The organism is Gardnerella sp. KA01002 (assembly GCF_049244015.1).
In the GTDB taxonomy this organism is placed as follows: Bacteria; Actinomycetota; Actinomycetes; order Actinomycetales; family Bifidobacteriaceae; genus Bifidobacterium; species Bifidobacterium vaginale.
In genome coordinates this window covers 1,519,745-1,534,069 of sequence record NZ_CP058365.1, presented here as the reverse complement: position 1 = coordinate 1,534,069, position 14,325 = coordinate 1,519,745, and the positions used below count along the sequence as shown (strand labels likewise).

At 40.7% G+C, this 14,325-nt stretch carries 14 protein-coding genes; all 14 read left to right on the top strand.

Annotation, left to right across the window (positions count from 1 at the left end; genetic code table 11):
• Positions 1–79: 79 nt before the first annotated feature.
• Positions 80–1,696, top strand: coding sequence for an NAD(P)/FAD-dependent oxidoreductase (locus tag HXT60_RS06025; protein ID WP_004114139.1), 1,617 nt, complete (start codon positions 80–82; stop codon positions 1,694–1,696).
• A gap of 179 nt (positions 1,697–1,875) precedes the next feature.
• The gene (gene rho / locus HXT60_RS06020; protein ID WP_004116351.1) at positions 1,876–3,870 is read left to right on the top strand and encodes a transcription termination factor Rho; all 1,995 of its coding nucleotides are present in this window, start codon (positions 1,876–1,878) and stop codon (positions 3,868–3,870) included.
• Between the two features lie 432 nt (positions 3,871–4,302).
• Entirely contained in the window at positions 4,303–4,800 is a 498-nt protein-coding gene (locus HXT60_RS06015; protein ID WP_004114142.1) for an Lrp/AsnC family transcriptional regulator, read from the top strand.
• Positions 4,801–4,807: 7 nt separating this feature from the next.
• The gene (locus tag HXT60_RS06010) at positions 4,808–5,167 is read left to right on the top strand and encodes a chorismate mutase (protein ID WP_004573640.1); all 360 of its coding nucleotides are present in this window, start codon (positions 4,808–4,810) and stop codon (positions 5,165–5,167) included.
• A 98-nt stretch (positions 5,168–5,265) separates the two neighbouring features.
• The gene (gene fbaA / locus HXT60_RS06005) at positions 5,266–6,318 is read left to right on the top strand and encodes a class II fructose-bisphosphate aldolase (RefSeq protein WP_101886641.1); all 1,053 of its coding nucleotides are present in this window, start codon (positions 5,266–5,268) and stop codon (positions 6,316–6,318) included.
• Positions 6,319–6,422: 104 nt separating this feature from the next.
• Positions 6,423–7,724 (top strand): adenylosuccinate synthase, encoded by a 1,302-nt coding sequence (locus HXT60_RS06000; protein ID WP_004114149.1) that lies wholly within the window; start codon positions 6,423–6,425, stop codon positions 7,722–7,724.
• 47 nt (positions 7,725–7,771) lie between these two features.
• The gene (locus tag HXT60_RS05995; protein ID WP_004114151.1) at positions 7,772–8,329 is read left to right on the top strand and encodes a fluoride efflux transporter FluC; all 558 of its coding nucleotides are present in this window, start codon (positions 7,772–7,774) and stop codon (positions 8,327–8,329) included.
• Entirely contained in the window at positions 8,326–8,745 is a 420-nt protein-coding gene (locus HXT60_RS05990; RefSeq protein ID WP_421791029.1) for a fluoride efflux transporter FluC, read from the top strand. Before HXT60_RS05995 ends, HXT60_RS05990 begins: the two co-directional genes overlap by 4 nt.
• Positions 8,746–8,857: 112 nt before the next feature.
• Entirely contained in the window at positions 8,858–10,216 is a 1,359-nt protein-coding gene (locus HXT60_RS05985) for a ClC family H(+)/Cl(-) exchange transporter (RefSeq protein WP_004114154.1), read from the top strand.
• A 117-nt stretch (positions 10,217–10,333) separates the two neighbouring features.
• Entirely contained in the window at positions 10,334–11,515 is a 1,182-nt protein-coding gene (locus HXT60_RS05980) for a hypothetical protein (protein WP_004114156.1), read from the top strand.
• Positions 11,496–12,554: a CpaF family protein gene (locus HXT60_RS05975; protein WP_020760134.1), complete on the top strand. Its 1,059-nt coding sequence runs from the start codon at positions 11,496–11,498 to the stop codon at positions 12,552–12,554. Before HXT60_RS05980 ends, HXT60_RS05975 begins: the two co-directional genes overlap by 20 nt.
• Before the next feature lie 30 nt (positions 12,555–12,584).
• Positions 12,585–13,223: a type II secretion system F family protein gene (locus HXT60_RS05970; protein ID WP_048730763.1), complete on the top strand. Its 639-nt coding sequence runs from the start codon at positions 12,585–12,587 to the stop codon at positions 13,221–13,223.
• A gap of 30 nt (positions 13,224–13,253) precedes the next feature.
• A complete protein-coding gene (locus HXT60_RS05965; RefSeq protein ID WP_048730761.1) occupies positions 13,254–13,871 on the top strand; it encodes a type II secretion system F family protein in 618 nt (205 codons plus the stop codon).
• Between the two features lie 101 nt (positions 13,872–13,972).
• Positions 13,973–14,248 carry a DUF4244 domain-containing protein gene (locus HXT60_RS05960; RefSeq protein ID WP_421791026.1) on the top strand — a complete coding sequence of 92 codons (276 nt, stop codon included), beginning with the start codon at positions 13,973–13,975 and terminating at the stop codon, positions 14,246–14,248.
• The last annotated feature ends 77 nt before the right edge of the window (positions 14,249–14,325 follow it).

Sequence of the window (14,325 nt, the reverse complement as noted above, 5' to 3'; positions counted from 1 at the left end):
GTTTAGATTTTAATATAGATACGTGCTTGCAATTTTGCGATTTTGACTTTATAAAGCGTCTTTTAGGTATGGAGGAAAATTGACTGATACACAATCCCAGAAACAATCTGTAGTGATTATTGGTGGCGGTCCGGCAGGGTTGACGGCTGCATGGGAGCTTGTAAAAGATGGCGGAGCTAGCCGCTACGATGTAACTGTTCTTGAAGCATCTAAAGAGTTTGGCGGAATTTCTCGCACTGTAAAATACAACGGAAACCGCATGGATATTGGCGGTCACCGATTCTTCTCTAAAGATGATCGAATTATGCAATGGTGGCGAGATATGCTGCCACTTCAAGGCGCTCCTTCTTACGACGACAAAAAACTTGGCAGACACCACGATTTAGAGAATGGCGGCCCAGACCCAGAAGTCGAAGATGAGGTTATGCTTAAGCGTCATCGCGTTTCTAGAATCTTCTGGAATCATCATTTCTTCGACTACCCTATCTCTCTTTCTGCGTCTACTTTGCGCTCTATGGGCTTTGTTCTTACTATGAAGGTTGGTTTTAGCTACCTTTGGTCTATGATTCACAAGTTGCCAGAAACAAATCTCGAAAACTTCTACATTAATCGCTTTGGCAAAAAGCTGTATTCTATGTTCTTTGAGGGCTATACCGAGAAGCTTTGGGGAAGGCATCCAAGTCAGATTTCCGCAGATTGGGGTGCTCAGCGAGTTAAGGGTTTGAGCATTGTTGAAGTTTTAAAGAATGCTTTCTCTAAGCTTATGCCGAAAAAGAAGGCAAATCAGGAAGTTGAAACTTCACTGATTGAAGAATTCTGGTATCCTAAGCTTGGTCCTGGTCAGCTTTGGGAGACTGTTGAACGTCGTTGCCGTGAAAATGGCGCTACTGTTTTAACAGATGCAAAAGTTGTTGCTATTAAACAGTGCGACGGTAAAATTTCTAGTGTTGTCGTTGAAAATCAAGATGGTTTGCAGCAAGAACTTCATGCGGATCAGTTTATTTCTTCTATGCCAATAAAAGATTTGGTTGCAGCTATTGAGCATGGCGCCGAAGGAAATGAGTCTGTGCAGGTTCCAGCCGAATTACAACGAGTTGCTAAAGGCTTGCCTTACCGTGATTTCGTAACCGTTGGACTTCTTGTTAAGCGTATGCGTTTGCGTAATACGACTGATATTCCAACGTTAGGTAACCCTCCTATTGTGCCTGATTGCTGGATTTATGTGCAGGATCCAGGATACAAAGTTGGTCGTTTGCAAATCTTTAACAACTGGAGCCCATATCTCGTTAAGGATGTTGACAACACTGTGTGGATTGGTCTTGAATACTTCTGCAATGAGGGCGATGATTTTTGGAATATGAGCGACGAAGAGGCTCGTAAATCTGCGATTGATGAGCTTACTCGTATGCAGGTTATTGATGGCGAAGATGATGTTTTGGATGCGCATCGTGAGCGTGTTCCAAAGGCTTATCCAGCTTACTTCGATACTTATGCTCAGATGCCTGAGCTTGTTAAGTATTTGGATGGTTTTGGTAACTTGTATTGTGTTGGTAGAAATGGTCAGCATCGTTACAATAACCAGGATCATTCTATGGCTACTGCTATTGAAGCCGTGTCTAATATTAACAGTGGAAAACAGTCTAAAGATAATGTTTGGTCTGTTAATACAGAAAAGTCATATCACGAAAAGAAGTAGCGTTTTTTCTTTTTGCCACGCCGTGTTGTTGTGAGTCGCATGAGTGTAGTAGCATACATTTATCAGCGATTAAGTCACATTGTTATGTGCTTATCGTTGTATTCACAACGGATTTTTCCGAAATCTTCCATGTAAAGCTCCAAGTAGTTTGTTTCTTGGGGTTAGGGAAAGGTATAACTGTGGCAACAAGCCAAAATCTTGATGATATGAAGCTTTCTGAGCTTAAGGATCTTGCGAAGCAAATGGGCCTGCGCGGTACGTCTACAATGCGTAAGCCGGATTTGATTGCTACGCTTACCGCTGCGCGCAATGGTGGGGATGCGCCAGCAGGAGTTAGCGTACATGTTCCTAAAAGCATTGTTAGGGATAGTCGTTCGTCGCTTAATGATGAGGATGAGTCTAAATACGATTCATCTTCATCTTTTAGGTCGCGTCGCAATTTTGATGATGATAGTGGTGAGTCTGCTCGTAAATCTGCTGATGAGGATTTGTTAGAAAATCTCGGCTTGCCTGATTCTGTTGAATCTTCTGATTCTGATGATTCTGTTGATTCAAATAGAAGCGGTAAGTCTAGGCGTCGTCGTGAGTTTACGCGTGATAATCAATCTCAGCGTCGTCGTCAGTCTGATTTTAAAGATAATTATCGCGGAAATAACTCGGATGATGCAGATGATACGGAAGATGATTTAGATCAGATTCTTGCTACTTTGCCAAGTGAAAAGTCTTCTGATTCTAATGCAAATCGTGATTCTGAATCTCGCAGGCAACGCGGAGCTTCGCGTTCTAATGGCGATGACGATTATGATACGCATTCAGATAGGAATGACAGGTATCAACGCCGTATGCGTGGTCGTGGACGCGATAGAGATGATTACGATTCCCGCTCGGATCGCTCTGATCATTTAGAGCGTGAAGATCGACCTACGAGGAATGATCGTTCTGATCGCAATGATATTCGTGAAGACCACGAGTCTCGTGAATCAGCTTCTCGTAGAGAGGAACCAAAAGAAGAGCTTGTTCCAGTTGCTGGTATTGTAGATGTGCTTGAATCTTATGCGTTTGTGCGCACTTCTGGATATTTGCCTGGTCCAAATGATGTTTACGTTTCTATGAGCCAAATCAAAAAGTATGGTTTGCGCAAGGGAGATGCGGTTCAAGGCTCTATTCGTGCTCCTCGCGAAGGTGATCGTAGGAATCAGCGCCAAAAATTTGTTCCTTTGCAAAGCGTTGACAGCATTAATGGCATGAGCGTAGAAGATGCTCAGAATCGTCCACAATTCGCTAAGCTCACGCCTTTGTATCCGCAAGAGCGCTTAAAGCAGGAGACTACGCCAAATCGTATGCTTGGCAGAATCATTGACCTTGTGGCTCCTATTGGTAAGGGTCAGCGTGGTTTGATTGTTTCGCCTCCTAAGGCTGGTAAAACAATCACTTTGCAAAATATTGCGAACGCGATTGCTGTTAATAATCCAGAAGTGCATTTGATGGTTGTTCTTGTAGACGAGCGTCCAGAAGAAGTTACCGACATGGAGCGCACTGTTCAGGGTGAGGTTATTTCTTCTACATTTGACCGTCCAGCATCAGACCACACTACTGTTGCTGAGCTTGCGATTGAGCGTGCTAAGAGGCTTGTAGAGCTTGGCCAAGATGTTGTTGTTCTTCTTGATTCTATGACTCGTCTTGCTCGTGCATACAATATTGCTGCTCCTGCATCTGGTCGTATTCTTTCTGGTGGCGTGGATGCTCAGGCGCTTTACCCTCCTAAGAAGTTCTTTGGTGCCGCGCGAAACATTGAAAATGGCGGTTCTTTGACTATTATTTCTTCCGCTTTGGTGGAAACTGGTTCAAAGATGGATGAAGTTATTTTCGAAGAGTTTAAGGGCACTGGAAACATGGAGCTTCGCTTGAGTCGCGATTTGGCAGATAAGCGCTTGTTCCCAGCAGTGGATATTAATTCTTCTGGCACGCGCCGCGAAGAGTTGATTACTCCTGCTCAAGAATTGCCTATTATTTATCGCTTAAGGCGACTATTTGGCGGACTTGAGCCAGAGCAGGCTTATCAGACTTTGGTGCCACGCTTAAAGAAAACTGCGTCGAATCGCGATTTTCTCGCGGCGATTGTGCAGCAAGCGAATAACTCTACAAATGGCGGGTCGCCAGCAACCGCTGCTTAAGTAGGTTATGTTCGTGTAATTTTATAAATATAACTTTAAAAAATACACTTTAATTACCCCTTGGTTTGATCAATCGAGGGGTAATTTTTATTGTTTATTTTTTAATACTGTTTTTATTACAAACTCATTTTGTGTTTTAAAATAAAAAAATATACGTTTATATATAATTATTTTCCTATAAAATACACTATTCTTGGTAATTTTTACTATTGATAATGCGTATGCAAATAATAAAAATTAAATAATTATAATTACTTGTCAAAAGTTTATTCCTATAAACATTTGATATTTAATGTGAAAAACCGTGATTTTTTATATAATTTTGTTCTTTTTCGTTAAAAAATACGATACGATTGAAGAGACTGCAGGGTAGCGCAATCTGAAATCTACAACAGTATTCAGGAAGATGCGCTGTATGAGGATGGAGGTCGTATGACAGGAAACTCTCATAAGATTGAAAATAATATTCCTTCTGGCTTGAACGCTAATGTGAGCACAGTTGCTCCTATAGATTCTACAGATGCGATTATTGTAGATATTCTTGAACATGATGGTCGTGCAACATTAACCAGACTAGCTAAAGCATCTGGATTATCGGTTTCTGCCGTACAATCTAGAGTACAAAAGCTTGAGCGCAGAGGAATTATCACTGGTTACCGTGCGTTGATTGACTATGAGCGCAGAGGCTTGCCAGTAAGCGCATTTGTTGCTGTAACACCTCTTGACTTTGAGCAAGAAGCATCTGTTCCAGCCAAGTTGAAAGATATTGAAGGTATTGAAGCCTGCTATTCTATCACTGGAAGCCCAAGTTTCATGCTCGTAGTTCGTGTTGCTACACCTAGCAAGCTAGAAGAGCTAATTAACACGATTCATAGGATTGTGCCAGTTAGCACAGAAACAACTATGGTTTTGCAGACTTATTTCGACTAGAAGTAATATGTGTGAATTTCCTAAAGAATCGGTTGGCGCGCGTAAGCATCAGATTGAACCGAGTTGCAATGATTGTAACGATTCAATAAGCGAGATTTTTGCGTTGCGTCAATCGATTGACAATATTGACAATGCAGTTGTTTCACTTCTTGCAGAGCGTTTTAAAGTTACGGAAAAAGTCGGAGAAATAAAAGCTCGCGCAAATCTTGCTGCGGAAGATAAATCTAGAGAAAATCGCCAAGCAAATCGACTTAAAAAAATTGCTGAAGAATCTGGATTAAAAGAAGAAATTGCGCTCGAATATTTACATTTTGTTGTAGCTGCCGCAAAAAAGCGCCATCAAGAAATAAAAGATAGCCAGAAATAGTTAAAAATAGCTACAAATTTAATCAAAAATCTAGTCAAATTTAGTAAAAAATCTAGCAAAATATAAAAAATATGCGCGCTTAGAGTCATAATAAAAATATGACTATTGCAACCGTTGAACGTTACGCACAAATGCTTGATGCCGCCAGCAAAGGTGGATACGCCTACCCTGCAATTAATGTTACTAGCACGCAGACTTTAAATGCTGCACTACAAGGATTTGCAGAAGCGCAAAGCGACGGAATTATTCAAGTATCCGTTGGGGGGTCCGCGTATTTTTCGGGACAGTGCGTAAATAATCGCGTTGTCGGTTCGCTAGCGTTTGCTCAATTCGCGCATCAAGTAGCAGCGCAATATCCAAATATTACCGTTGCCTTACATACGGATCATTGTGCAGAAAGCTATTTAGATGATTGGATTAAGCCGCTTTTAGCCTATGAGGCAGATCAAGTTGAGCACGGCAAAGAGCCGATTTTCCAGTCGCATATGTGGGACGGATCCACAGTTAAGCTTGAACACAATTTAGACGTTGCGGAAGAATTGCTTGAGGCGTCGGCGAAGGCTCATACGGTGTTAGAGATTGAAATTGGGGCCGTGGGAGGCGAAGAAGACGGTCATAGAGCAGACATTGATGAAAAACTATACTCAACGCCGCAGGACGCTATGCGAGTAGTTGAACGATTAGGTTTGGCAGAGAGCGGAAGATATATGGCTGCTTTTACGTTCGGCAATGTGCATGGTGCATACAAGCCTGGTGTTGTCAAGCTGCGACCACAGTTGCTAGACAACATTCAAAGCGCTGTATACAACAAGTACAAGCTTGATTTATGTAATCGCAAGTTTGGTGTGCCAACAAAACCATTCTTATTGGTATTCCATGGAGGTTCTGGATCTACTCCCGAAGAAATTGCGCAAGCTGTAAGCTACGGCGTAGTAAAAATGAACATCGATACAGACACGCAATATGCGTTTACTCGAGCAATAGCAGATCACATGTTCCACAACTACGACTCAGTTCTTAAAATCGACGGAGAAGTTGGAGCCAAAAAACTCTACGACCCAAGGTCTTGGGGCAAAGAGGCAGAAAAAGCAATGGCTCAGCGTGTTGTTGAAGCCTGTGTACAGCTTGGCTCTGCCGGTAAAGCCTTATAAGTTCATCAAGTTGCAAATTAAATTCGGTATTGGCTTTGCGCTAGTCTTAACACGTAGGAATTGTGTTTATTTGGGCAACGTTAGCCCAAAAATGGAGGTTCAGCATGCCTGGAATTGTGCTTATTGGCGCTCAATGGGGTGACGAGGGTAAAGGCAAAGCGACTGATTTAATTGGTTCTAAGGTAGATATTGTCGCAAGATTTAATGGCGGTAATAACGCTGGACATACTGTTGTTGTGGGAAACGAGTCTTACGCTTTGCATTTACTTCCTAGCGGTATAATCAGCCCTAATGTAACTCCTGTTATTGGTAATGGTGTTGTTGTAGACCCAGAAGTTCTGTTTGAGGAGATTGACGCACTTGAATCTAGAGGTGTTGATTGCTCTCGTTTGAAAGTGAGCGAGTCTGCGCATGTGATTACACCTTATCATCGCGTAATTGACAAGGTTACGGAGAGGTTCCTTGGCAAGCACAAGATTGGTACAACAGGTCGCGGAATTGGCCCGACTTATGCAGATAAGATTAATCGCGTTGGTATTCGTGTGCATGATTTATTTAATGCAGAGCATTTGAGGGATAAGGTTGAAGCTAGCTTGCATCAAAAGAATCAGATGTTAGTTAAACTTTACAACCAGCATCCAATAGATATTGATGATGTTACAGCACAGCTTGTGGAGCTTGGAAAGCGTTTGAAGCCTTATGTTGCAGATACTTCGCTTATACTGAATCAGGCTATAGAAAATGGCAAAACCGTGCTTTTTGAAGGCGGTCAGGCAACCATGCTGGATGTCGATCATGGAACTTACCCATTTGTAACATCCTCAAATCCTACTGCAGGAGGTGCTTGCACGGGAACTGGCGTTGGTCCAACTCGTATTACGCGAGTAATTGGAGTTGCTAAAGCCTATATCACTCGTGTTGGTGAAGGTCCATTCCCTACGGAACTTTTGGATGAAAGTGGCGATTGGCTGCGTGAGCAGGGTCACGAATATGGCGTAACTACTGGTCGCCCTCGCCGATGCGGATGGTTTGATTCCGTTGTAAGCCGCTATGCTACTCGCGTAAATGGCTTAACTGATATTGTCCTTACTAAGTTAGATGTTTTGACTGGCTTAAAAGAAATTCCAGTTTGCGTAGCTTACGATGTAACTTTGTCTGACGGAAGCGTTGAGAGAATGAACGAAATGCCAGTAGATCAGTCTCTGTTTGCTAGCGCTAAGCCAGTTTACGAGATGCTTCCAGGATGGAGTGAGGATATTTCGCAAATTCACAAGTTTGAAGAATTGCCAGCAAATACTCAAAGCTACGTAAAGCGCTTAGAAGAACTCTCAAAGTGCCGCATTTCGGCAATTGGTACTGGTCCTCAGCGCGACCACATTATTAGCGTTCATTCGTTGATTGATTAGTGACTATTTGAATAGCTATTTAAGGCTATTTAAGGCGGCTAAAAACTATGAGTATTCCAAGCAGTAATTGCCACGACTTGCCTAAAAAGCATAAGCATAAATCACTTGGTGCAAAAACATATTTTGTTGTGTTTATTGGCGGATTGCTTGGCGCTTTTGTGCGTAGTGAAATAAGTGGTTTTACGCACGGCATGCATTGGGACTCGGGATATTCTATGCTTTTTAGCCGCTTTACTTTTGCAACTCTTTTGTCGAACGTTTTAGCATGTTTTATTCTTGCTTTAGTAAGTTCACTTGTTGTAAGTGGGAAGAGCTGCAAGAACAAAGACTTAATAAAATACGGTTTTTGCACAGGATTTTGCGGCGGACTTTCAACAATGTCTACTTTTGCTTTTGAGGGCGCGCATTCCGCATTTACTGCAATGAACATTGTAGAAGTAATTGCCATTATGGCGTTGTCTATGGTTCTTGGCGTTTTAGCAGTGCTTGTTGGGAGTCTAATTGGAGATAAAATTTTTGCTTTTAAAGGCAATGGCAGCGTAAAAAATGCTGGTGATTCAAACGTCATCAATAAAATAGACGCTAACAGGGGCGGTGCAAAATGATGTCTTACGCATATGTTCTTTTTTGGCTGCCTGTTGTTTTCGCTGGACTTGGTGCTGTTCTTCGTTGTGCAATATCTGACGCAATCGGGCGCGTTTATAACCATGATTTTCCAATCGCAACTTTGCTAATCAACGCTTTTGCGTCTTTTATAATGGGCTTAGTTGTATTTTTAAGTTCTTCGATTATATACGATTTAACTTTTGCTTCGACTATTATTTACACGTGCGCATTGGGATTTTTAGGCGGATTTTCAACGTTTTCAACCGCAATCTTAGAAATCGTAAGCCTGTTTAAGCTAAAGAAAATCAAGCTTGGACTATGGCTTTTTATTAGCGAACTAATAGTGACATTCTTGTGCGCATTTATTGCATACGCTGGACCGTCATTTGTAATATTTATGCTTCTAAAGTCTTAAGTTTTGAATTTTATTAATTGACGTATTTTATTAATTTATATTTATTGTGTTATTAAAAATGTTAAAATGCTTGATGTATTTGTTTGCGATTTGATTTAAGAATAGGTTTATTGTGACTTTAAAGAACGTAGGCGGTTTTATACGCGATTTTTTGCGCGACTTTTCTGATCGCGTTCTTAAAACGCTTAAGCATCTTAGATGGAAGATGGTTCTTGCTGGCATAGTTGTTGGTCTTGTTTCTGGCGCGCTTGTAGCAACTTATAGACTTGGGATTGAGTACGGAACCGATTTTGCGCGATGGATGTATGCGCAAATATTGCAAAACATGCTTTGGATTGTGCCTTGCGTGGTTTTTGCAATTGCTGCTGGGCTTTTTATTGGCTGGATGAGTCGCAAAGAAAGTATGGCGTCTGGAAGCGGCATTCCACAAGTTGTTGGATACGTTCAACGCGGTCTAAAAATGTGTTGGAACACTATTTTGCCTGTTCGATTTGTAGGCGGATTGTTGGGTTCGCTATTTGGCTTGTCTCTTGGGCGCGAAGGCCCTTCGATTCAAATCGGAGCTTGCGGCGCGCAAATGATGTCTCGCATCTTTAGAAAGGGCAATAAAAACGATACGCAAGAGCATTATGTTGTAACCGCTGGAGCGGCAGCTGGCTTATCTGCAGCGTTTAGCGCTCCACTTTCTGGGCTTATGTTTGCTATGGAAGAAGTTCAACACGGATTGTCTTCTACAGTTCTTATGGGAGCTGCTGCTGCATCTATTTGCGCGGACTTTGTGTCTCAAACATGCTTTGGACTTCGACCTGTTTTAGACTTTGGAAGAATTCCAGACTTACCAATGACACTTCATTTTTGGCTGATTCCACTTGGCATTTTTGCAGGGCTTATTGGCTCTTTAATGAACAGATCCTTGCTTGGATTACAAACGCTGTATAAGTATTTGCCAAAGTGGGCTCCCGTATCTGTAGCATGCTTAATCGCGATTCCTGTTGGCTTATATTTGCCAGATGTTCTTGGAGGAGGATCGAATCTTGTTAAGCTCTCTGAATATGGAAAAGCAAGTATAGCGCTTCTGTGCATCCTGTTTGTTGCAAAAATGCTATTTACTTCTACAAGTTTTGGATGCGGAGCGCCTGGCGGAATTTTTATGCCAATTCTTGCTGTCGGCGCACTTGCAGGCGGCGTTGCTTCTCGCGCAATAATAAGCATTCCGATTCTTGGCATTGACGCAAAGCTAATGCCAATTTTTACAGTGTGTGTTATGGCTGGCACGCTTTCGGCTTCTGTAAAAGCTCCGCTCACTTCGATTTTGCTAACTGTAGAAATGTCGGGAACAATGATTCACACTCTTCCAGTTGCTGCATCTGCTTTTATTGCGCTTCTTGTATCCGATATTTTGCACACTAAGCCAATCTATGGCGAACTTCTGGAAAGATATATGGCTTCTAATCCAAAACTTGTGCGTTAATACAACAAAAACAGCAATGTGGATAACTTTTTGGCGGAATTGCAACGTTTATTGATCCTTTAACCACATTGTTTAAATAGTATTGCCTAATGGTTTAGTATGCGATTCAATAGCCACATGGACAATATGACTATTGATAATTACGATGCTCCTTCTTGCGTTCCGCGCATTATAGAAACGTACCCGCCTCAGGCGAGTGCGATAAAAAGTATGCGCAAAAGTACATCTGATAGTAATAAGTTGGAAGATTCGACTGTTATCGCATCTTTGAATCATGCGAATCATGTGGATAATGCAGATTACGCAAATCATGTAGATTACGCGACTGGTGTATCTTCTACTTCAGTTCATAGCGATTTTGATGCATTAGATAATCATAGTGTTCAAAAAAATATTGGTAGCTTGAACTATTCGCTAAAGCCTTTTCCAAAAAATGTTGTAATCGGTTCATCGGCAAATGATGGAGTTGGTTTAAGCACTACTCTTGCTCTTCTGGCAAGTCATATATCTAGTAAAAAATATGTTGTTGCACTAATCGACGCAGATATTTCTAACGGCGGATTAGATGTTTTGTTGGGATTGGAGCAGGACGAGGGTAGAAGATTGCAAGAGGTTCAAGCTCCTTTAGGACGATTAGACGGATATGTATTGCGTTGTGAACTTCTGCACTGGAATAACGTTGATATTTTGGCTTACGCTCCTTGGAAAAGTGAAGAGCCTAAGCCATGGGTTATTGAAGCTGCTATTAGAGGTCTTTCCAACGCTTGTGATGTAGTAATTGTTGATATTGGATCTGGTTTTTCAGCAAGAAGGCTTTTAAAGAATCTTCCAACTTTGGCGCAAGTTCCAACCATATTTGCTGCAGAGCTTAGTGTTCTTGGTCTTGCCAGATTGCGCGCATATTGGCGAAGCCTAGAATCTGACCATAAAGATTACTCTAGAAAACAAACTTCTATTGTCGCAGGATTAAATCCGCGTGGTCTTTCTAAAAGGTTTTGCCCTGTAAATGTTAATGAAGCTTGTGATTATTTGCTTTGCGATGTAGAAGGCCCAATTGGTCACGATCCTAAAATGTACGAAGACATAATATCTGGTTACGGTATAAGAGATATTCCAAAATCCGCCAAAATTCCAATAGAAAAAATAACAACATGGTTGCTTGGAGACTCCTCTAATTCCTCTTTGAAAATATCTGGAAAACAATCTGAACAACAATATAAACAATCAAATTCACAATCATATGAATCTGAAAGATTCTCAAAAATATCAAGGGGTAAGCATGGTTTTAGAAGATATTGATTTTGGCATTCTGCAAGAGCTTGCGGATAACCCTCAAACAACAGATATTGTTGTTACAGACACAGGTCGCGTTTGGGTAGATAAAGGTTTTGGGTTGCAAGAGTACAATCCAAGAATTCCATTTGATAATCCTATGATTTTGCGAGAATATGCAGTTTGGCTTTGTGCACAATTAGGCAAAAGATTAGATGATTCATGCCCAATCGCAGATGCTTCTAGCCCAGTAGGAGTGCGAGTACACGCTCTTATTGCTCCAATAGTTTTAAGTGGTGCTGCTATTTCGATTCGTTTTCCCGCTTTAAAACGCTATTGCTTAACAGAGTTAAGTAGTAGAGGAATGTTTCCTATTGAATTATCTAGAATACTTTATTTATTGGTAACTCAACGTGCGAATATTTTGATTACGGGAAGCACTGGCTCTGGTAAAACAACGTTAATGAAGTCTCTTTTAGCTTCTTGTGATGAAAAAGACAGAATAGTTACTGTTGAAGAAACAAGAGAATTAGGTTCATTATCTAAGGATCATGTGTCTTTAGCTACAAGAGAAGCAAACGTTGAAGGAGTAGGCAGCGTTGGCTTGTCGGATCTTGTAAAGGCAACTTTGAGGATGAGACCAGACAGAATTATTTTAGGTGAGTGCAGAGGTCAAGAAATAGCTGATTTATTACGCGTTTTTACATGTGGTCATAAAGGTGGAATGACAACTTTGCATGCTGATAAAGTCCAAAAGGTGCCAGCCAGATTAATGTCTTTAGGGCTTCTTGCAGGACTGGAACCTTCTTCACTATGTGCTCTTGCCGCTGATGCTTTTGATGTTGTTATACATGTAGAAAGAGTAAATGGTATGCGAATTGTAAAAGAACTTGGAATATTGCGTTCTACGGATTCTGGCGCGTTAGAAGGTGTGCCAATTTTAAGATTAAAAAATTGCGTTAATTCTAAGGATAGTAATTTTTCTGCTCAGATAGAGGCAACGTCTGCTTGGAAAAATTTTGCTGTTAAATGGCATTTACCGTTGAATACAGGGTTGTTTCTGTAATTGATACCGACAGTAAAGGATTTTTTGAAAATGGGTATTGAAGAATCACTAGCTGCTCTTATTGCTTCTTTGCGTTCTGGTGCTTCTTTTGAATCGATTATAAGAGGAGACAGCAATAATGAGAATCGCAATGGACTTATTGAAGAGACCGATAATGACAATAACAATTACAACAGCAATAACAGCGAAAGCTATTTCCAAGTTATAAACGTTGAATCGGTGTTTAAATGGATTGATTCTCGCTGTTCTAATAGGATTAAAAATCTTAGCGCTCGCCAAAGAAGTAAAGTTAGAAAAGACATGCGCAAGATTGCACAATCGCTTATGTCTGTATACGAATTGAGCAGTTCTATAGGATGCTCTATGACTGATTGCGTTCAAGCTGTTTCTGACTCTTATCATGCCAATAAGAGGGTTAATGATTTAAGCTCAGAAGTTTTTGCGATGCCTAAAGCAACTATTAGATTGCTAACTGCTCTACCATTTTTGGCCCTTCTTACTGGACAATTGTTGGGTGTAAATCCAATATTGATGATTTTTACAAGTTCTAGAGGATACGCACTCTTAGGTATTGGCTTATTGTTTTATGTAATCGGTCTTTTATGGGTTACATGGATCATGAAGTCATCTAAAAAAGCAATGCTGAGTGCTGTTTCTAATGTCGATTAATGAGTTAATGGTTATTAAGGATCGTGGAAAATGTTTAAGGCAATTATCGTTTGGATTATTTTAGTAGCTTATATAGTTACATTATGCAAATTTTTTACTAGACAGATGATTCTTAACCCGTGCTATGAGCGCGCTTGTAAACCTGCGATTTCTATGAGAGACAATTACGATTTTAGGCGTAACAAAGTTGAAGATATAGATCCAATTTTGGGTTTGCAAATGATGATAGTTGCTTTAAAAAGTGGAGTCGCAATTACTAGAGCGCTTGACGCTGTTGGATCATCTATTCCTGGAGGAAAAGGGATTTGGCTAAGGAATGTTTCTAAAGCACTACTTTCTGGAGATACTTGGATAGAAGCTTGGAGTGCTCCTTATGTGTGCTTCGATAAAAAAGATAAAAATCCATCTGCATCTTTTGTGTTAAGTATGTGGCTTAGACAGTCACTTAGAGAGTCATGGAGTTGTGGAAGTTCTCCAGTTCCTGTACTCATAGCGATTTTACAAAATTATGAGCAATCTATGCGAAACGTGGCAAAAAAAGAAAGCTCTAGGCTTTCTGTTCGTCTGCTTCTGCCTGTTGGGTTATGTTTTCTGCCAGCGTTTATTTTCGTAGGAATTTTGCCGACAGTATCTGCATTTATGTATTAATCGCAATCTAAAAATAAAAAATTTGTATCCCAATATTGGGTACATAAATAAAAGAAAAATAACAATAAAAATAACAAAAAGAAAGGTAACGGTGAGTGATTATGAGATTAATTACTGCTGCATTGTCAACATGGTATTGCATGTGTTCAATGCGAATGAATGAAGGATTAATTAAAGCTGAACAAGCATGTAATAGAGTGCAGAATCGTTTGAGCAAAGATTTAAAGCAGTGTGATTATGGGGCTGTTACGGCAGAATATGCTGTTGTTCTTATAGCTGCCACAGCTTTTGCTACAGTGCTTATTGCTATTGCCAAATCAGATGCTGTTCGTACAGCTATCAGTGAGCTTGTTACAAAAGCTCTACATGTTAGCTAGCTTTAAGTAAATAGTCATTTGTAAAACTGTGAAACATTGCGTGAAACTTAAAACATACTTTGAAAAACGTGATATGA